Consider the following 18,861-nt stretch of genomic DNA (forward strand, 5'->3'; position numbering starts at 1 on the left):
ATTGGCAAAAGCCGGGGCGCTGACGTCGATGGCGCCGCGCGCTCCGCACCCTCACCCCAACCCCTCTCCCGGTGGGAGAGGGGCTTCGGCGTTTCCCTTCTCCCTCCGGGAGAAGGTGCCCCGCAGGGGCGGATGAGGGTACGACCGCCGCCGCCGCAAGACGTCCGAGCGTTGGCATTGCGAATCCCCAATCTCCAATCCCCAATCTCGGCCTTCAAGCCAATCCCGAATCCCAAACCCCGACTCCCCCATCCCTGCCTTCCAGCTACTATCGCCCCCCTCTCCGTTACCGCATTTCCGCTGCGCATGACCGCGAATTCCGATCCCCAGCAGCGTGCCGCCGAGTTGCGCCAGCGCATCGACGACGCCAACCACCGCTACTACGTGCTCGACGACAACACGATTCCTGACGCCGAGTACGACGCGCTGATGCGCGAGTTGGAGGCCCTGGAAGCCGCGCACCCGGAACTGGCCAGCGCGGATTCGCCGACGCGCAAGGTCGGCGCGCGGCCGGACGGCGGCTTCCCGGAAGTGCGCCACGCGATCCCGATGCTGTCGCTGGCCAACGCCTTCGAAACCCCGGGCGTGGACGAGGACGCCGACGATCGCACGCGCTTCGCCGAAGTCGCCGATTTCGAGCGCCGCATCGAGCGCGAACTGGATCTGGCCGCGCCCGTGTTCTCGGTCGAGCCGAAGCTCGACGGCCTGGCGATCAGCCTGCGCTACGAGGACGGCGTGTTCGTGCAGGGCGCCACCCGCGGCGACGGCAGCACCGGCGAGGACGTCACCGCCAACCTGCGGCAGGTGCGCTCGGTGCCGCTTAAGCTGCGCGGCCTCGGCACGCCGCCGCCGGCGGTGCTGGAGGTGCGTGGCGAGATCTACATGCCGCGCGCGGCCTTCGCCGCGTGGAACGCGCAGGCGCTGGAGCGCAACGAAAAGCTGCTGGCCAATCCGCGCAATGGCGCCGCGGGTTCGCTGCGCCAGCTCGATCCGGCGGTCACCCGGCGCCGGCCGCTGGCGTTCTTCGCCTATTCGGTGGGCGAGGTGCGCGGCCTGGAACTGCCGGAAACCCATTCGCAGACGCTACAGCTGTTGCGCGACTACGGCTTCCCGGTCGCGCCGGAGGCCGACACCGCCACCGGCTTCGACGGCCTGATCGCGTATTTCCGCCGCATCGGCGCCGCCCGCGACACCTTGCCGTACGACATCGACGGCGTGGTCTACAAGCTCGACGACTACGACCAGCAACAGGCGATGGGCTTCGTCTCGCGCGCGCCGCGCTGGGCGCTGGCGCACAAGTTCCCGGCGCAGGAACAGTCCACCGTGCTGCGCGCGATCGAGGTGCAGATCGGCCGCACCGGCGCGGTTACCCCGGTGGCGCGGCTGGAGCCGGTGCAGGTCGCCGGCGTCACCGTCACCAACGCCACCTTGCACAACGCCGACCAGATCGCGCGGCTGGACGCGCGCGAGGGCGACACGGTGATCGTGCGCCGCGCCGGCGACGTGATCCCGGAAGTGGTGCGGGTGATCGAGGAACGGCGTCCGCCCGGCACCGTGCCGTGGACGATGCCGGCGGTGTGCCCGGTGTGCGGCTCGGAGCTGGTCAAGGAAGAGGATGCGGTGGCCTGGCGCTGCAGCGGCGGCCTGGCCTGCGCCGCGCAGCGCAAGGAGGCCTTGCGCCACTTCGCCTCGCGCCGCGCGCTGGACATCGAAGGCCTGGGCGAGCGCCAGGCCGACGCCCTGGTCGAGTTCGGCTTCGTGCAGTCGCTGGCCGACCTGTACGCGTTGAGCGTGGAGGACCTGGTGATGATGAAGGCGGCGCTCGACGCTGCAACGGCTGCCGACCTGCTGCAGGCGGTGGAGGACAGCAAGGGCGCACTGGCGCTGGACGCGGCCGGCCGCGCCGCGCTGGACGACGAGGCCACGCCGTGGCGGCGCGCCGATTTCCTGCGCACCCACCTGGCGGTGGATCTGGGCGGCAAGCTGGCGACCAAGTGGGCCGAGAACCTGGTCGCCGGCATCGACGCCAGCCGCGCCACGACCCTGCCGCGCTTCCTGTTCGCGCTGGGCATCCCGCACCTGGGCGAGACCACGGCCAAGGCGCTGGCCTACTGGCTGGGCTCGCTGGCGTTCGTGCGCAGCACCCCGGCAGTGCTGTTGCAGGCCTTGCCGGACATCGGCGGCGAGGTGGCGCGCTCGATCGCGACGTTCTTCGAGCAGCCCGGCAATGCGGAGGTGGTCGATGCGCTGATCGCCGCCGGCATTCGCTTCTCCGACGAGGGCGCGCCGCCGGCGGAATTACGCGAGCGGCTGGACCTGGCGCATCTGCTCGGCACGCTGTCGGTGGACAAGCTCGGCGGCAAGAGCGCGCAGCGCCTGGCCGCCACCTACGGCACCCTGGACGCGCTGCTGCGCGCCAACGAAAGCGGCTGGACCGGGGCCGGCCTGTCCACGGCAGGTGCCGCCAACCTGGCCGCGTACCTGGCCGATCCGGCGCAGAAGCAGGCCTTGCTGGAGGCCGAGGCGGCGATGCGACGCCTGCTCGACGCCGCGCCGGCGCAGACGCGGCGCCGCGCCGGTCCGCTGGACGGGCAGACCGTGGTGCTGACCGGCACGCTGACCGCACTGACCCGCGACGAGGCCAAGGCGCAACTGGAGGCGCTGGGCGCCAAGGTGGCCGGCAGCGTGTCGAAGAAGACCGCGTTCGTGGTCGCCGGCGAAGCCGCCGGCTCCAAGCTCGACAAGGCGCAGGAACTGGGCGTGCCGGTGTGGGACGAGGCGCAGTTGCTGGCGTTCCTGCAGTCGCCGGGGCAGGGCGCATGAGCGCGCCCGGCAGGGTGCAGGAAGAACTGCGCTGGCGCACCGCCGGCAGGGCCGACCAGCCGGCCTTGCTGGCGATGCTGCAGGCGTTCTACGCCGAAGACGGCATCGCCTTCGATGCCGAGCGGGTGACGCGCGGCCTGCAGGCGCTGCTGGCGCAGCCGGCACTGGGCGAGGCGCTGCTGTGGCTGGCGCCGGACGGTGCGGTGGTCGGCTATGCGCTGATCACCGCCTGCTTCAGCGTCGAACTGGGCGGGCGCTATCTGCTGCTCGACGAGCTGTACCTGGGCCCGGCCGCGCGCGGCCGCGGCTGGGGCCGGCGCGCGGTGGCGCTGGTCGAGGCGCGCGCCCGCGCGCTGGGCGTGGACGTGCTGCGGATGGAGGTCAACCACCACAACGCCGATGCCAAGCGTCTGTACCTGGGCCTGGGCTACCGCGACGACGCGCGCGACCAACTGAGCCGCCGGCTCGACATGGCGCCCTGATGGACCTGCTGTCCACCCTGCAGTTGCGCGCCCGGCTCAATGCCGCCATCCGCGCCTTCTTCGCCGCGCGCGGCGTGCTGGAAGTGGAGACGCCGATGCTGTCGGCGGCCGGCAATACCGAGCCGAACATCGACAGCTTCCAGACCCGCTTCAGCGGCCACGTCGATGCCGGCCCGGCATTGCGCTGGCTGCGCACCTCGCCCGAGTACCCGCTGAAGCGGCTGCTCGCCGCCGGCATCGGCGACTGCTACGAACTGGGGCGGGTGTTCCGCAACGGCGAGGCCGGCGGCCGCCACAATCCCGAGTTCACCATGCTCGAGTGGTACCGGGTCGGCTGGGATCACCGGCAGTTGATCGAGGAGACCGTGGAGCTGGTGCGCACCGCGCTGGCCCTGGTCGGGCGCAGCGCCACGCTGCAGGTGCTCAGCTACCGTGCGCTGTTCCTGCAGGGGCTGGAGCTGGATCCGTTCGCCGCGCCGCTGGAGGCGCTGCAGCAGCCGTTGCGCGATGTCCGCATCGACGCCGAGGGCCTCGGCCGCGACGACTGGCTGGACCTGCTGATGACCCATCGCCTGCAGCCCGCGTTCCCCGCCGACCGTCTTACCGTGGTCCACGATTGGCCGGCCAGCCAGTGCGCGCTGGCGCGGGTCCGCGATGGCGATCCGCCGGTGGCCGAGCGCTTCGAGCTGTACCTGGGCGGCTACGAACTGGCCAATGGCTATCACGAGCTCAACGATGCCGCCGAGCAGCGCCGGCGTTTCCTGCGCGACCATGCGCTGCGCCAGGCGCGCGGCGCGGTGCTGCCGCCGCTGGACGAACGCCTGCTGCAGGCGCTGCCGTCGCTGCCCGATTGCGCCGGTGTGGCAGTGGGCGTGGATCGGCTGCTGATGGCGATGCGCGGCACCGCGCAGATCGGCGATGTGCTCGCCTACGATTTCGCGCATGCCTGAACCGGCCGTCACGCGCTGCCACGGCGCGTTGTTGCGTTGTCCACACCGATGATGGTTTGATCGGGCACGGCATGCGCACGCCGCGCGCCAGCAGGTCTTCGTTGTTCAGGTTCTAGGCATAGGGGCAGAGCCAAGCATGAAGTGGGCGTACGGGCTCGGTGGCTGGTGTTGGCTGGGATTGGCGGCAAGCGTGTGGCCGATGCCGTCGCCGGCACAGACCGCCGATGCGTACGACGCAGCGGTGGTGCGCTGCGAATCGCGCGACATGACCTGGGTGCACTGCCCGATGCCGACCGCGCAGGGCGTGCAACTGGTGCGGCAACTGTCCGACAACGACTGCATCCGCGGCAGCGAGTGGGGCTCCGACGCCACCGGCGTGTGGGTGACCCTGGGCTGTCGCGCCGAATTCCGCCCCAATCCGGGAGAGGCGCCGCGCAGTGCCATGCGCCGCGTGCTGCGCTGCGAGTCCGATGGTCGCCTCGAGAGTTGCCCGGTGATGCTGCGCGGCGCACCGGTGCGGCTGATGCGGCAGCTGTCGTCGGTGCCATGCCGCGAGGAGCGCAGCTGGGGCGTGCGCCGCAACGAGATCTGGGTCGCGCGCGGCTGCCGCGGCGAGTTCGAGATCGGTGCCGCCGACGGATCCGGATTCCCCGCCGGTCCGCGGCCGGTGCTGTGCGAATCCAAGGGCAAGGCCCGGCGCCGCTGCGGCGTCAGTGTGCAGGACCATGTCGAGCTGCGCCGGCAGCTGTCCGGCGCCGCCTGCGTGCAGGACGACAGCTGGGGCTGGGACCGCGACGGCATCTGGGTCGACAAGGGCTGCCGCGCCGAGTTCAGCGTCAACTGAGCGCTGGTGCGGCGCTTCGGCGCCGTGCGCCGTCCTCAATCCGCAATCGCCGGCGTTTACAATGGGGCGATGAACGCCGCCCTCGATATCGATTACGCCCGCTACGACCATATCCGCCCGATCCTGTGGACCGGCGACGCGCTGGAACTGCTGGACCAACGCAAGCTGCCGTTCGCGGTGGAGCACGTGCGCTGCAGCGACAGCGACCAGGTCGCCGCGGCGATCCATGCCCTGGCCGTGCGCGGTGCGCCGGCGATCGGCATCGCCGCCGGCTGGGGCACGGTGCTGGCCGCGCGCGAGGTGCAGGCCGACAACGGCGCCGAGGCGCTGCTGAAGCTGGAGCCGGCCCTGCAGCGGCTCAATGCCGCGCGGCCGACCGCGGTCAATCTGGCCTGGGCCCTGGCGCGCATGCGCACGGCGCTGGGCGCGGCCGGCAGCGACTGGCGCTCGGTGCTGGAGCGCGAGGCGCAGGCGATCGCCGAAGAGGATCTGGCCGCCAACCGCCACATGGGCGCGCTCGGCGCCGGCCTGATCGCCGCCGGCAGCGGCGTGCTGACCCATTGCAACACCGGCTCGCTGGCCACCGCCGGTTTCGGCACTGCGCTGGGCGTGATCCGCGCCGGCGTCGCCCAGCAGCGCATCGCCAAGGTGTTCGCCGGCGAGACCCGGCCCTGGCTGCAGGGCGCGCGGCTGACCGTGTGGGAGCTGCAGCAGGACGGCATCGACGCGACGCTGATCGCCGATTCGGCGGCCTCGCACCTGATGAAGACCGGGGCGGTGCAGTGGGTGATCGTCGGCGCCGACCGCATCTGCGCCAACGGCGACACCGCCAACAAGATCGGCACCTATCAGCTGGCGATCGCCGCGCGCCACCATGGGGTCAGGTTCATGGTGGTGGCGCCGTCGTCCACCGTGGACATGGACACCGCCGACGGTGCGCAGATCGAGATCGAGCAGCGCGATCCGGGCGAACTGTTCGGCGTCGGCGGCACGCGCACCGTGGCCGACGGCATCGCCGCCTGGAACCCGGTGTTCGACGTGACCCCGGCGACGCTGATCGATGCCATCGTCACCGAGCGCGGGGTCATCGAGCAGCCGGACCCGGCGCGCATGCGCGCCGCCTTCGGCGGCTGAGCACCGGGGTAGCGCCACAGCACCCGGCAAACCCGGCCGATGGCGCGCAAGTGCTTGTTCGCGCCGGCAAAAACCGGGCAATCGGGCGCCCGTCATGATAGAATCCGGCGGTTCGATCGACCGCCGTGCGCCGTAGGCGTGCGGCCGCGGCGGGCCCGCCTGTCGTGGGCCGGCGTCGTGGTCGATCCGCCACCAGACTTACGGAACCCGAATGGCAGAATCCGCCAAGGAAATCATCCAGGTCAACCTGGAAGACGAGATGCGCAAGAGCTACCTCGATTACGCCATGAGCGTGATCGTGGGGCGTGCCCTCCCGGATGCGCGCGACGGCCTCAAGCCGGTGCATCGCCGCGTGTTGTTCGCGATGAACGAGTTGGGCGCGCACAGCAACAAGCCCTACTACAAGTCGGCGCGTATCGTCGGCGACGTCATCGGTAAGTACCACCCGCACGGCGACCAGTCGGTGTACGACACCCTGGTGCGCATGGCGCAGCCGTTCTCGCTGCGCTACATGATGGTGGACGGGCAGGGTAACTTCGGCTCGGTCGACGGCGATTCCGCGGCGGCGATGCGTTACACCGAGGCGCGCATGTCGCGGCTCGCGCACGAGATGATGGCCGACATCGACAAGGAAACCGTCGATTTCCAGCCCAACTACGACGAGAAGGAACAGGAGCCGTCGGTGATGCCGACGCGCTTCCCGAGCCTGCTGGTCAACGGCTCGGCCGGCATCGCGGTGGGCATGGCCACCAACATCCCGCCGCACAACCTGACCGAGTCGATCAATGCCTGCCTGGCGCTGATCGACAACCCGCAGATCGACGTCGACGGGCTGATGGAACACATCCCCGGCCCGGATTTCCCGACCGCGGGCATCGTCAACGGCACCACCGGCATCGTCGCCGGCTACCGCACCGGCCGCGGCCGCGTGCGCATGCGCGCCAAGGCCGAGATCGAGATCCAGGACAACGGCCGCGAAGCGATCGTGGTCACCGAGATCCCGTACCAGGTCAACAAGGCGCGGCTGATCGAGAAGATCGCCGAGCTGGTCAAGGAAAAGAAGCTCGAGGGCATCAGCGAGCTGCGCGACGAGTCCGACAAGGACGGCATGCGCATCTACATCGAGGTCAAGCGCGGCGAAGCCGCCGACGTGGTGCTGAACAACCTGTACCAGCAGACCCAGATGGAGTCGGTGTTCGGCATCAACATGGTGGCGCTGGTCGACGGCCGCCCGCAGTTGCTGAACCTCAAGCAGATGCTGGAGGCGTTCGTCCGCCACCGTCGCGAAGTGGTGACCCGCCGTACCATCTTCGAACTGCGCAAGGCGCGCGCGCGTGCGCACATCCTGGAAGGCCTGACGGTCGCGCTCGCCAACATCGACGAGATGATCGAGCTGATCAAGACCTCGGCGAACCCGAACGAAGCGCGCGAGCGCATGCTGGCCAAGACCTGGCAGCCGGGCCTGGTCGGCGCGCTGCTCAATGCGGCCGGCGCCGAGGCCTCGCGCCCGGAAGACCTGCCCAGCGGCGTCGGCCTGGTCGGCGGCGGCTACCAGCTGACCGAAGTGCAGGCCACGCAGATCCTGGAAATGCGCCTGCACCGCCTGACCGGCCTGGAGCAGGAGCGCCTGACCGAGGAATACAAGCAGCTGCTGGAGGCGATCGCCGGACTGATCCGCATCCTGGAAAACCCGGACGTGCTGCTGCAGGTGATCCGCGAGGAACTGGTCAACATCCGCGAGGAATACGGCGATGCGCGCCGCACCGAAATCCGCCACAGCGAAGAGGATCTGGACATCCTCGACCTGATCGCGCCGGAAGACGTGGTGGTGACCCTGTCGCACGCCGGCTACGCCAAGCGCCAGCCGGTCAGCGCCTACCGCGCACAGCGCCGCGGCGGCCGCGGCCGCAGCGCGGCGGCGACCAAGGAAGAGGATTTCATCGACCAGCTGTGGCTGGTCAACACCCACGACACGCTGCTGACCTTCACCAGCAGCGGCAAGGTGTTCTGGCTGCCGGTGCATCAGTTGCCCGAGGCCGGACCGAATGCGCGCGGCCGCCCGATCGTCAACTGGATTCCGCTGGAGAACGGCGAGCGCGTGCAGGCGGTGCTGCCGGTGCGCGAGTACGCCGAAGGCCGCTACGTGTTCTTCGCCACCCGCAACGGCATGGTCAAGAAGACCCCGCTGAGCGAGTTCGCGTTCCAGCGCAAGATCGGCAAGATCGCGATCAACCTCGACGAGGGCGACGCCCTGGTCGGCGTGGCGCTTACCGACGGCGAGCGCGACGTGCTGCTGTTCGCCTCCAACGGCAAGACCGTGCGCTTCTCCGAGCGGCCCAAGGACGACGAGGCCGATGATGCGGTCATCGACGACACCGGTGCCGACGAAAGCGCCGCGGCCGACGACGAGGCCGCGGGCGAGGAGGGCGACGAGGCCCGTGGCGCGCGACGCAAGAGCCGCGGCGGAGTCAAGCCGACCGGGCGCAGCAGCCGCGGCGTGCGCGGCATCCGCCTGGCCAAGAGCGAGTACGTGGTCAGCCTGATCGTGGCCGAGCCGGCCGTGGGCCAGGACGAGGACGCCGACGATGTCGACGCCGCGGCCGACATCGAGGTCGAGGCCGACGCGCGCAATGGCGACGAGGCCGATGCCTACATCCTCACCGCGACCGAGAACGGCTACGGCAAGCGCACCCCGCTGGGCGAGTATCCGCGCAAGGGCCGCGGCACCCAGGGCGTGATCGGCATCCAGACCAGCGAGCGCAACGGCAAGCTGGTCGGTGCGGTGCTGTTGAGCACGCGCGACGAAGTGCTGCTGATCTCCGACGGCGGCACCCTGGTGCGCACCCGCGCCTCGGAAATCTCCCGCGTCGGCCGCAACACCCAGGGCGTGACCCTGATCCGCCTGTCCAAGGGCGAGAAGCTGCAGGCGGTGGAACGCCTGGATGGCTCGCTGGTCGAGGAGGACGCGCTGCCGGGCGAGGATGGCGTCGCCGAATCCGCTGGCGAGGCGGCACCGCCGCAGGAGTGATCCGCGCCTGAGCGAACGACGACGCCGGCCTCGTGCCGGCGTTGTCGTTTTCGGGGATGGCGCGTGACGCGGCGGGCGTGTCCGCATGCGGCGCACGCGTGCCGTGCCAAGGCGGTTCCATGCGTCCGGACGACGATGTCGGATCGCCGCTGGGGGCGATACACAAGCGGCGTGACGCCCAGGTCGGCGCCGGGTCACGAGGACCGGAACGTTGCGTGTCAGCGTGTGTCACCGAGAAACGCATCACGTTCACTTGCTGCTTGGGATAAGGATGCGCGGCGCGCGTGCGCCGCTGCCACGTCGGATGTTCCGCGTGGCCGTGTCCTGCAAGGAGTGGCAATGAATGCATTCGAACAAACGCAGCGTCGCGGCGGCTGGCCGCTGCGCCTGCTCGGCGGCGCCTGCGCGCTGATCGGCGTAGTGCTGGCGGCCGGTGGCGCCTGGCTGCTGGCGCTGGGCGGGTCCTGGTACTACCTGGTCGCCGGCCTCGGCCTGGCGATTTCCGGCGTGCAGCTGTGGCGCGCGCGGCGCATCGGCGCGTTGTGGTTCGCCGCGACCTTCCTGCTGTCACTGCTGTGGGCGGCATGGGAGTCGGGCACCGATTATTGGCGCTGGGTGCCGCGCATGGGCCTGATGGTGTTCCTGGCGCTGCTGCTGGCGCTGCTGCTGCCGCGGCTGGATCGGCCGTTCTCGCGCACGCTGTCGCGCGCGCTCGCCGCGGTGCTGGCCCTGGTGTTCGTCGGCGCGTTCGCGCTGGCGTTCCTGCCGTACGGCGTGACCGAGGCCGACGGCACGCTGGCGCATGCGGCCGGGATGGCCGCGGCGCTGGCGACCCAGCGCACCGGCGCGCAGCCGGCCGATGCGCCCGCCGATGCCGACTGGGCCGCCTACGGCCGCGACAACGCCGGCAGCCGCTACACGCCATTGCGCCAGATCGCCCCGGGCAACGTGGCGCAACTGCGCACCGCCTGGACCTTCCGCACCGGCGACCTGCCGGACAAGCGCTGGGGCGCGGAGACCACGCCGCTGAAGATCGGCGACAGCCTGTATCTGTGCAGCGCACGCAACCAACTGATCGCGCTGGATGCGCGCAGCGGCCGCGAACGCTGGCGCTACGACCCCAAGGTGGCGGACAAGGCGATCCCGTACACCGCTGCCTGCCGCGGCGTCAGCTACTACGCGGTGCCCGATGACAAGGCGACGGCGTCGGCCGCGTGCCGCCATCGCATCATCGAAGGCACCCTGGACGGGCGCCTGATCGCGGTCGATGCGGCCGACGGCAAGCCCTGCGAGGACTTCGGCCAACACGGCCAGGTCGACATCACCGTCGGCATGGGCTCCACACCGCCCGGCTATGTCTCGATCAATTCGCCGCCGACCATCGTGCGCGGCGTGGTCGTCACCGGGCACCAGGTGCTGGATGGACAGAAGCGCTACGAGCCGTCCGGCGTGATCCAGGGCTTCGACGCGGTGACCGGTGCGCTGCGCTGGGCCTGGGACATGACCCATCCGGACTGGGCCGGCGCGCCGCCGCCGGGGCAGACCTGGACCCGCGGTACGCCCAACATGTGGACCAGCGCGGCCGGCGACGAACAACTCGGCTACGTGTACCTGCCGATGGGCAATTCCTCGGCCGATTACTGGAGCAGCTCGCGCACCCCGCAGGAAGACCGCTATGCGACCTCGCTGGTCGCGCTGGACGTCACCACCGGCAAGCCGGTGTGGAATTTCCAGACCACCCATATCGACGTGTGGGACTACGATCTGGGGTCGCAACCGACCCTGCTGGATTTCCCGCATGACGGTAAGACCGTGCCGGCGGTGCTGCTGCCGAGCAAGCAGGGCGAGCTGTACGTGCTCGACCGGCGCACCGGCAAACCGCTGGTCGGGGTCGAGGAACGCGCGGTGCCGGGCGGCGGCGTGGAGCCGCAGCGCCGCGCCAAGACCCAGCCGTTCTCGCTGTACCACTCGCTGCGCAAGCGTGACCTGACCGAGCGCGACATGTGGGGCATGACCCCGATCGACCAACTGGTGTGCCGCATCCAGTTCCGCAGCGCCAGCTACAAGGGCATCTACACGCCGCCGGAAGCCGACCGCCATTCGATCGAGTATCCCGGCTACAACGGCGGCTCGGACTGGGGCAGCGTGGCGGTGGACCCGCAGCGCGGGGTGGTCGTCGCCAACTACAACGACATGCCCAACTACAACCTGCTGGTGCCGCGCGCCAAGGCCGACAAGATGGGCTGGGCGCCGCGCGATCAGGTGCGCGGCGACAGCGGCGGCGCCGAGGGCGCGGGCGATCCGCAGGCGGGGACGCCGTACGCGATCAACGTCAACGCCGGCTGGCGGCTGCCGTTCACCGGGCTGCTGTGCAAGCAGCCGCCCTACGGCGGCATTCGCGCGATCGACCTGGCCAGCGGCAAGACCCTGTGGGATCGCCCGTTCGGCAGCGCACGCGGCAACGGCCCGTTCGGCATCCACTCCGGCTTGCCGATCGAGATCGGAACGCCCAACAACGGCGGCGCCGTGGTCAGCGCCAACGGCCTGATCTTCATCGCCGCGGCCACCGACGACATGATCCGCGCGATCGACCTGGCCAGTGGCAAGACGCTGTGGCAGGCCAAGCTGCCGGCCGGCGGCCAGGCCACGCCGATGGTGTACGCGGTCGACGGCCGCGAGTACCTGGTCATCGTCGCCGCCGGCCATCACTTCATGGAGACCAAGCGCGGCGACTACGTGATCGCCTACGCGCTGCCGCCGGCAGGGTGATGCGCGCCGCCGCTGTGACATCGAGTTGCGATGTCGCAGCGGCGGAACCTGGTGGATGGCGACACGATGTGTCGGCCTCACCGCCGCCGATCGCGCCAGTCGCGTCGCGGTGCGGTCGGTTACGGGCGTGCGATTCGTCATAGGAGCGGCTTCAGCCGCGACAGGCGTTCCCGGGGAGGCCTGTCGCGGCTGAAGCCGCTCCTACGATACGATCGGGATACGGTCAGTTCGCTGGCGTGCGCAGCGCGGCGCTACTCCAACTGGTCGCGGGCGAACGCCGCGTCCAACGCTTCCATCGCATCGCGCGGCTTGAGCTTGGCGGCCTTCTCGAACGCCGCGGCGGCGTCCTCTTCGCGCTTGTCGCCGTACAGCAACAGCAGCACGTTGGCGTGTTCGACGTGGGCGATCGGCGCGTCCGGCACCAGCTTCAGCGCCTGCTGGATGTGCTGTTCGGCGGTGGCGGCCTTGGCCCCGTAGGTGAGGCCGCCGATCATCGCGCCGACTTTGCCGATGATCTCGGCGTGGTACAGGGCCAGCGCCATGTGCGCCTCGGCATGCTTGGGCTCCAGCTCGAGCGCCGCTTCCAGCGACGCGCGCACCTTGCTGGCGATGCCCTGCTTGAGCGCCTTGACGATGCTCAGGCCCTGGCTGTAGCGGCCCAGCGCGAAGGCGTGGCGGTAGTGGCTGTTGGCCTCGTCCGGTAGCGCAGCGATCGCCGCCTCGGCCAGTGCCGCGGCCTGCTGCAGCCGCTGCAACTGCTCCTTTTCGTCGTCGACCAGATAGCCGGCGTGGATGCCGATCGCCTTGACCGCGACCGAGGCGCCGAACACGCCCAGCGCCTTGCCGCCCTCGTAGGCCTGCTGGAACTGCCCGTGGTGGAAGGCCCGCCAGGCCTCGATCAGCGCCGCCGACAGGGTCTGCGCGTCGTGGCCCTTGCCGGCCTTGCCGGCGGCGTTTAGCAGCGCCTGTGCATGGGCCGGATCGGGGTAGGGCTCGCGGTCGCCGGCGTGCAACTTGGGCCAGGCCTTCTTCAACGCATCGCCGGCGTAGGCGTAGCCCTTGGCGTCGTAAGGAAACGGTGCCCACGCGCTCGATTTTGCTGCCATGCGGATCTCCCTGTGCGGCGCCGGGCCACGGCGTCCGCGCCGAGCATGGCGCGGGCGCCGGCGTGTGGCAAGGGTGGTCGGATAGTGTGTTTGCTCAAGCCGCCGGCGCCAGCATGGCGCGCATGGGGGCCACGTCGGCCCAGTTGGAGATCGTGCGATGGCGACCAAGAAGCGTTCCACCTCCGCGTTGCGGCCGGACCGGCTGAACCCGCGGCACCTGTGGCTGGCCGGGCTGGGCGTGGTCGCGTTGACCCGCAAGCGCGCGCTGGCCGCAGCGGCCGATGCCGCGCAGGGCGCGGCGACGTTGAAGGCGCTGGCCACGCAACTGGCCGACGAGGCCGAGAGCAGCGTGCGCGAGGGCGCCGCGGCGCTGCGCGGGCAGGTGCAGCCGCTGAGCGCCGAGGTCGAGGCGCGCCTGCAGCCGGTGCTGGTCAAGCTGGGGCTGCAGCCGCGCCCGCACCCGCGCAAGCGCGCGGCCACCGGCAAGCACGCCGCCGAGAAGCGCGTCGCCAAGAAGCCGGCCGGCAAACGCACGGCGGGCGCGGGCAGGGCGCGCCGCACCGGCACCTGACCTGGCGTTCGCCACGGCGCACAGTGGCAGGCGCGCTCGGGCATACTCGGCCGCGTCGACCCGACCCGAGGCAACAGCGTCATGCAGATCAGGCCCGCCACGCGCGACGATGCTGCCGCCATGGTGGCGGTGCAGCACGCCATCTTCGCCGCCGGCCTGCGCAAGGCGCCCACCGACCTGGCGACGGTCTGCGCGACCTACCTGACGCATCCCGACCGCGTCCAGTGCGTGCTGGCCGAGGACGCCGACGGCGCGGTCCTCGGTTTCCAGTCGCTGCGGATCGCCCGTCCCGGCAATGCCTACGACGTCGCCGAGGGCTGGGGCATCATCGGCACCCACGTCGATCCGCGCGCCGCGCGCCGTGGCGTCGGCAGCGCGTTGTTCCGGGCCACCTGTGCGGCGGCGCGCAGCGCCGGGCTGACCCGGATCGACGCCAGCATCGCCGCCGACAATGCGCTCGGGCAGGCGTACTACGACGCCGTCGGCTTTCGTACCTATCGCGAGCCGCCAGGCCTGGTGTGCAAGGTCTACGTGCTCGACGGCGCCACGACCGACGGCTGAGCGCGGTTGCGCCACGTGCATTTGCGCGCGGGGCAGGCGCCTCAATCCAGGTAGGCGTCCATCAGCGCGGTCAGGTGCGCGCGTTCGGTCTCGCGCAGGAACGGCGCGATCAGCCGCATCACCTGCACAATGCCGTGGCGGATCGCCACCTGCTCGTCCTTCTCGCCGCGTGCGGCCGCGTAGTTGAGCCAGAACGTGGCCACGACCAGTGCATTGGTGGCCATGCCTTCGCGCTCTTGGGCGCTGGCGCGCATCGCCCCTGTCTGCGCCAGCCCCTGGAACACCGCCTGCACGCTGGCGTCGGCGCGGCGCAGGATGCGCGCGAAGCGCAGGCGCAGGCGCCGGCTGCGGCTGAGGATCTCGACCAGGTCGCGGTACAGGAAGCGGTAGTCCCAGATGCACTCGAACACCAGGTGCAACTGCAGCCAGATGTCTTCCAGCCCGGGCAGGCGCGCGCTCGGCAACGCCAGCGCCGCGTCCATGCGCTCCTCGTAGCGCGCGAACAGGTGCTCGATGATGTCGTCCTTGTTGCGGAAGTGGTAGTACAGATTGCCGGGGCTGATCTCCAGCTCGTCGGCGATGTGGTTGGTGGTGACGTGCGGCTCGCCCTGCGCGTTGAACATCGCCAGGGCGGTCTCGAGGATGCGCCGCCGGGTGTCGCGGGCCATCAGGCCAGCAGCTTCTTCACCAGGTCCACGTACTTCTTCTGCGCGTCGGCCTGCGGCATGCCCTTGAGCTTGGCCCAGGCTTCGTACTTGGCGGTGCCGACGAAGTCGAAGAAGCCCGGCTTGGCGCCGCTCACGTCGCCCTCCGAGCCTTGCTTGTACAGCGCATACAGCCGCAACAGGGTGTCGTTGTCGGGACGCTCCGCGCGCTGCTTGATGTCCTGGACCGCTTTCTCGAAGGCCGCCTTGCTGTCCACCATGATCCCGCTCCGCCCTGACCGGCAGGCATCACAGCACGGGCGACCGGCCGGGTCAACGCGGGCCGCGGACGGCCATGCCTACGGCCGTCGGCACGGACACCGCCGTCACAGCATCGACAGTGCGTCGATCTGGTGGCTCTCGGCGATGCGTTCGTGCGCGTGCGCAGCCTGTTCCTGCGCGGCCTGCGCCTGCCGTGCCAGCGAGGCCTTGGCCGCGATCGACCGGATCGCATCGGTGACTTCGGCCAGCGGCACTTGCGTGCTGAGCCGCTGGAAGGTGTCGCGGCTGTTGTAGCCGGAGCCGTCGCGCAGGTACTGCTCGTACATGGTCAGCAGTTCGGTGCAGGCCGCGGTCAGGGTTTCCATGTTGTTGCGGGCCAGCGCATGGCCGACCTGGTCGAGATTGTGCAGGCAGTCCGAGAGCCAATGCAGGTCGTAGCGCGCGCTGGCAGGTTCCGGTCCGTTGTGGCCGCGGCTGTAGGCGCTGTAGCGGCGGATGCTGCGCGCCACCCGCGCCACGTGCGCGAGCAGGGTGCCGACCTCGTCGGCGATGTCGATCTGCGCCAGGGCGATGGTCGACGGCGGCGCGACCGGGGCCGGGGCGGGCGCCACCTTCGAGGTGGTGGCCGCAGGCGCACTGGCAGGCGCGGCGGTCGCGGACGCGGCCGCAGCCGGTGCCGCCTCGTATTCGTAGGTCGCGCGCAGGCGCTCGTGGTCCTGACGCAGCGTCTCCAGCTCCTGCGCGCTGGCGGCGGCCTGCGCCTTCAGCTGGCTCAGCGCCGCCTGATACCGCGCGATGGCCTCCTTCGCAGTCGCGTCGCGTCGATAGGCATGCCCCAGACGCTGGAACAAGCCATGCGCGAACGCGGTGGCAACGGCAGCCCACAGCGCCACGGCAGGAGTGAGGTAGATCAGGATGCCCATGCAGGCTCCTTGAAACGATGCATCCCTTGTCGGCGTGGTGCGGCCGATCTTGAGGGTGCATCGTCGGAGCGGTGACGCAGTTCCGGTTTGGCGCCTGGTGCACCCGGCCGCGCCTCGAGCGGCGGCCGGGTGCGGGGCTCAGCGCAGGATGCCCGGCAGGTCCAGGTGTTTCTCGCGGGCGCACTCCAGGGCGATGGGATAGCCGGCGTCGGCATGCCGCATCACGCCGGTGGCCGGGTCGTTCCACAGCACGCGGGCGATGCGCTTGGCCGCCGCCTCGGTGCCGTCGCAGACGATGACCATGCCGGCATGCTGCGAGAAGCCCATGCCGACGCCGCCGCCATGGTGCAGCGACACCCAGGTGGCGCCGCTGGCGGTGTTGAGCAGGGCGTTGAGCAGCGGCCAGTCGGAGACCGCGTCCGAGCCGTCGGCCATGGCCTCGGTCTCGCGGTTGGGCGAGGCGACGCTGCCGCTGTCCAGGTGGTCACGGCCGATCACCACGGGCGCCTTCAGTTCGCCCCTGGCGACCATCTCGTTGAACGCCAGGCCCAGGCGGTCGCGGTCGCCCAGGCCGACCCAGCAGATCCGCGCCGGCAGGCCCTGGAACTGGATCTTCTCGGCGGCCATGTCCAGCCAGCGGTGCAGGTGCGGGTTGTCGGGAATCAGTTCCTTGACCTTGGCATCGGTCCTGGCGATGTCTTCCGGATCGCCGCTCAGCGCCGCCCAGCGGAACGGGCCGACGCCGCGGCAGAACAGCGGGCGGATGTAGGCCGGCACGAAGCCGGGGAAATCGAAGGCGTTGGCCACGCCTTCTTCCAGCGCCATCTGCCGCAGGTTGTTGCCGTAGTCCACGGTCGGCACGCCCAACGCGTGGAAGCCGAGCATGGCGCGGATGTGGTTGGCCATCGAGGCACGCGCGGCCTGTTCCACCTCCTTGGGGGCGGAGACGCGCTTGGCGTCCCACTGCTCGACCGTCCAGCCCTGCGGCAGGTAGCCGTTGACCGGGTCGTGCGCGGAGGTCTGGTCGGTCAGCAGGTCCGGCTTGACCCCGCGCGCCAGCAGTTCGGCGAGCACGTCGGCGACGTTGCCGAGCAGGCCGACCGAGCGCGGCGTCTTCGCCGCGCAGGCTTCGGCGATCAGGCGCAGCGCCTCGTCCAGCGAATCGGTCCAGATGTCCAGGTAGCCGGTGCGCAGGCGCATGTCGATGCTGCTCTTGCGGCACTCCACCGCCAGGCACGAGGCGCCGGCCATCACCGCGGCCAGCGGCTGCGCGCCGCCCATGCCGCCCAGGCCACCGGTGAACAGCCACTTGCCGGACAGATCGCCGCCGTAGTGCTGCCGGCCCATTTCCACGAAGGTCTCGTAGGTGCCCTGGACGATGCCCTGCGCGCCGATGTAGATCCAGCTGCCGGCGGTCATCTGGCCGTACATGGCCAGGCCTTTCTTGTCCAGTTCGTTGAAGTGGTCCCAGTTGGCCCAGCGCGGCACCAGGTTGGAGTTGGCGATCAGCACGCGCGGCGCGTCGGCGTGGGTGCGGAACACGCCCACTGGCTTGCCCGACTGCACCAGCAGGGTCTGGTCGTCGTCCAGGCGCTTAAGCGTCTCGACGATGGCGTCGAAGCTCTCCCAGTCGCGTGCGGCGCGGCCGATGCCGCCGTACACCACCAGTTCCTGCGGGCGCTCGGCCACGTCCGGATGCAGGTTGTTCATCAGCATGCGCAACGGCGCTTCGGTCAGCCAACTCTTGGCGGTGAGGGTGCTGCCGGTGGGGGCGTGGATGCGGCGGGTGGCGTCGAGGCGGGTCATGCGGGAATCCTCAGGTGGATGCGCGGAAGGCGAAACGCGGTGCATGGGTCAGTCGGCGGCGCGGCCGGACGCGGCGGGGCTGTGGGCGAAGTCGAGACAGGCCTGCAGTACCTGCTGCAGCACCGCGCGCAGCGGCGCGGCGTGGTCGGGTTGCCAGGGCGAGGGCCAATTGGCGGGGCTGACCGTGTCCGGCTCGTGCATGTAGCCGCGGCAGGCCAGTTCCATCTGGATCGCGTGCACGCCGTCGGCCGGCGCGCCGTGGTGGCGGGTGCTCCAGCCGCCCTTGAAGCGGCCGTTGCGCACGTGGCTGAAGCCGCTGCCGGCGCAGACGCGTTCGACCGCATCGGTCAGCGCCGCCGCGCAACTGGTCTCCACCGCACCGGAGGCGCCGGCGCTGCCGATGTTGAACTGCGGCAACTCGCCGTCGAACAGGTGCGGGATGCGCGAGCGGATCGAATGCGCGTCGTACACCACGATCGCCGGGTGCAGGGCGCGCAGGCGCGCGATCTCCGCCTCCAGCGCGGCGTGGTACGGCGCGAACCAGCGCGTGCGGCGCGCGTCGATCTCGGCCGCATCCGGCTCGGCGCCGGGCCGGTACAGCGGCTGCGCGTCGAAGGTGGTCAGCGGGCACAGCCCGGTGGTGTTCTGCCCGGGATACAGCGACACCCCGGCCGGATCGCGGTTGACGTCGATCACCGAGCGCGAGATCGCGGTGCGCACGGTGGTTGCGCCGAGTGTCCCGGCGAAGTCGTACAGCAGGTGCACCCACCAGTCGGCATCGCGCTGCGCCAGCCACGGCGAGACGAAGCGGTCGGCCAGCGCCTCCGGCAGCTCGGTGCCGGTATGCGGGAAGCTGAGGATCAGCGGCGCATCGCCGCGGTGCACAGTGAGCCAGTCGGGCAGGGATGTCATACGGCCTCGCGGGTTGTGCTTGTCGT

Annotated in this window: 15 protein-coding genes; 9 read left to right on the forward strand and 6 right to left on the reverse strand. The window is 70.6% G+C overall.

Features of this window, described 5'->3' with window-relative positions; all coding sequences use genetic code 11:
- The first annotated feature begins 306 nt into the window (after positions 1-306).
- The 7 genes from ligA (at position 307) to NUG21_RS09185 (ending at position 12,030) form a co-directional block, all read left to right on the forward strand.
- The gene (ligA, locus tag NUG21_RS09155) at positions 307-2,823 is read left to right on the forward strand and encodes an NAD-dependent DNA ligase LigA (protein ID WP_263392869.1); all 2,517 of its coding nucleotides are present in this window, start codon (positions 307-309) and stop codon (positions 2,821-2,823) included.
- A complete protein-coding gene (locus NUG21_RS09160) occupies positions 2,820-3,305 on the forward strand; it encodes a GNAT family N-acetyltransferase (protein ID WP_263392870.1) in 486 nt (161 codons plus the stop codon). The genes ligA and NUG21_RS09160 overlap by 4 nt, the downstream gene beginning before the upstream one ends.
- Positions 3,305-4,255, forward strand: coding sequence for an EF-P lysine aminoacylase EpmA (gene epmA, locus NUG21_RS09165; protein WP_160947867.1), 951 nt, complete (start codon positions 3,305-3,307; stop codon positions 4,253-4,255). The genes NUG21_RS09160 and epmA overlap by 1 nt, the downstream gene beginning before the upstream one ends.
- Positions 4,256-4,454: 199 nt before the next feature.
- Complete coding sequence (locus NUG21_RS09170; protein WP_160947880.1) at positions 4,455-5,099, forward strand: DUF3011 domain-containing protein; 645 nt, start codon at positions 4,455-4,457, stop codon at positions 5,097-5,099.
- A 69-nt stretch (positions 5,100-5,168) separates the two neighbouring features.
- Positions 5,169-6,233, forward strand: a complete 1,065-nt coding sequence (mtnA, locus tag NUG21_RS09175) for an S-methyl-5-thioribose-1-phosphate isomerase (protein WP_242160383.1) — start codon at positions 5,169-5,171, stop codon at positions 6,231-6,233.
- Positions 6,234-6,444: 211 nt separating this feature from the next.
- Positions 6,445-9,261: a DNA gyrase subunit A gene (gene gyrA / locus NUG21_RS09180; protein ID WP_263392871.1), complete on the forward strand. Its 2,817-nt coding sequence runs from the start codon at positions 6,445-6,447 to the stop codon at positions 9,259-9,261.
- A gap of 339 nt (positions 9,262-9,600) precedes the next feature.
- Entirely contained in the window at positions 9,601-12,030 is a 2,430-nt protein-coding gene (locus tag NUG21_RS09185) for a membrane-bound PQQ-dependent dehydrogenase, glucose/quinate/shikimate family (protein WP_263392872.1), read from the forward strand.
- Positions 12,031-12,281: 251 nt separating this feature from the next.
- Here NUG21_RS09185 and NUG21_RS09190 read toward each other — a convergent pair whose 3' ends face one another.
- Positions 12,282-13,136 carry a tetratricopeptide repeat protein gene (locus NUG21_RS09190; RefSeq protein WP_263392873.1) on the reverse strand — a complete coding sequence of 285 codons (855 nt, stop codon included), beginning with the start codon at positions 13,134-13,136 and terminating at the stop codon, positions 12,282-12,284.
- 157 nt (positions 13,137-13,293) lie between these two features.
- Between NUG21_RS09190 and NUG21_RS09195 the strand changes: the two genes are divergently transcribed.
- The gene (locus NUG21_RS09195) at positions 13,294-13,707 is read left to right on the forward strand and encodes a hypothetical protein (protein ID WP_237473330.1); all 414 of its coding nucleotides are present in this window, start codon (positions 13,294-13,296) and stop codon (positions 13,705-13,707) included.
- Between the two features lie 81 nt (positions 13,708-13,788).
- On the forward strand, positions 13,789-14,268 hold the full coding sequence (locus tag NUG21_RS09200) for a GNAT family N-acetyltransferase (protein ID WP_263392874.1): 480 nt from the start codon (positions 13,789-13,791) through the stop codon (positions 14,266-14,268).
- Positions 14,269-14,309: 41 nt separating this feature from the next.
- On the opposite strand, the gene NUG21_RS09205 is transcribed toward NUG21_RS09200, so the two are convergent.
- The 5 genes from NUG21_RS09205 to hutG form a co-directional block, all read right to left on the reverse strand.
- The gene (locus NUG21_RS09205; protein ID WP_242083126.1) at positions 14,310-14,936 is read right to left on the reverse strand and encodes a TetR/AcrR family transcriptional regulator; all 627 of its coding nucleotides are present in this window, start codon (positions 14,934-14,936) and stop codon (positions 14,310-14,312) included.
- Entirely contained in the window at positions 14,936-15,193 is a 258-nt protein-coding gene (locus NUG21_RS09210; protein ID WP_263392875.1) for an acyl-CoA-binding protein, read from the reverse strand. The genes NUG21_RS09205 and NUG21_RS09210 overlap by 1 nt, the downstream gene beginning before the upstream one ends.
- A gap of 105 nt (positions 15,194-15,298) precedes the next feature.
- On the reverse strand, positions 15,299-16,117 hold the full coding sequence (locus NUG21_RS09215; protein ID WP_263392876.1) for a hypothetical protein: 819 nt from the start codon (positions 16,115-16,117) through the stop codon (positions 15,299-15,301).
- A 138-nt stretch (positions 16,118-16,255) separates the two neighbouring features.
- Entirely contained in the window at positions 16,256-17,923 is a 1,668-nt protein-coding gene (gene hutU / locus NUG21_RS09220; protein WP_263392877.1) for a urocanate hydratase, read from the reverse strand.
- Between the two features lie 48 nt (positions 17,924-17,971).
- A complete protein-coding gene (gene hutG / locus NUG21_RS09225; protein WP_263392878.1) occupies positions 17,972-18,835 on the reverse strand; it encodes an N-formylglutamate deformylase in 864 nt (287 codons plus the stop codon).
- Between the last annotated feature and the right edge of the window lie 26 nt (positions 18,836-18,861).

It is taken from the genome of Xanthomonas sp. CFBP 8445 (assembly GCF_025666235.1).
Taxonomy (GTDB): domain Bacteria; phylum Pseudomonadota; class Gammaproteobacteria; order Xanthomonadales; family Xanthomonadaceae; genus Xanthomonas_A; species Xanthomonas_A indica.

Excerpts from the sequence above, each read along its gene's own strand:
- ligA (WP_263392869.1), top strand. The coding sequence starts at position 307 with ATGACCGCGAATTCCGATCCCCAGCAGCGTGCCGCCGAGTTGCGCCAG.
- NUG21_RS09160 (WP_263392870.1), top strand. The coding sequence starts at position 2,820 with ATGAGCGCGCCCGGCAGGGTGCAGGAAGAACTGCGCTGGCGCACCGCC.
- epmA (WP_160947867.1), top strand. The coding sequence starts at position 3,305 with ATGGACCTGCTGTCCACCCTGCAGTTGCGCGCCCGGCTCAATGCCGCC.
- NUG21_RS09170 (WP_160947880.1), top strand. The coding sequence starts at position 4,455 with ATGCCGTCGCCGGCACAGACCGCCGATGCGTACGACGCAGCGGTGGTG.
- mtnA (WP_242160383.1), top strand. The coding sequence starts at position 5,169 with ATGAACGCCGCCCTCGATATCGATTACGCCCGCTACGACCATATCCGC.
- gyrA (WP_263392871.1), top strand. The coding sequence starts at position 6,445 with ATGGCAGAATCCGCCAAGGAAATCATCCAGGTCAACCTGGAAGACGAG.
- NUG21_RS09185 (WP_263392872.1), top strand. The coding sequence starts at position 9,601 with ATGAATGCATTCGAACAAACGCAGCGTCGCGGCGGCTGGCCGCTGCGC.
- NUG21_RS09190 (WP_263392873.1), bottom strand. The coding sequence starts at position 13,136 with ATGGCAGCAAAATCGAGCGCGTGGGCACCGTTTCCTTACGACGCCAAG.
- NUG21_RS09195 (WP_237473330.1), top strand. The coding sequence starts at position 13,294 with ATGGCGACCAAGAAGCGTTCCACCTCCGCGTTGCGGCCGGACCGGCTG.
- NUG21_RS09200 (WP_263392874.1), top strand. The coding sequence starts at position 13,789 with ATGCAGATCAGGCCCGCCACGCGCGACGATGCTGCCGCCATGGTGGCG.
- NUG21_RS09205 (WP_242083126.1), bottom strand. The coding sequence starts at position 14,936 with ATGGCCCGCGACACCCGGCGGCGCATCCTCGAGACCGCCCTGGCGATG.
- NUG21_RS09210 (WP_263392875.1), bottom strand. The coding sequence starts at position 15,193 with ATGGTGGACAGCAAGGCGGCCTTCGAGAAAGCGGTCCAGGACATCAAG.
- NUG21_RS09215 (WP_263392876.1), bottom strand. The coding sequence starts at position 16,117 with ATGGGCATCCTGATCTACCTCACTCCTGCCGTGGCGCTGTGGGCTGCC.
- hutU (WP_263392877.1), bottom strand. The coding sequence starts at position 17,923 with ATGACCCGCCTCGACGCCACCCGCCGCATCCACGCCCCCACCGGCAGC.
- hutG (WP_263392878.1), bottom strand. The coding sequence starts at position 18,835 with ATGACATCCCTGCCCGACTGGCTCACTGTGCACCGCGGCGATGCGCCG.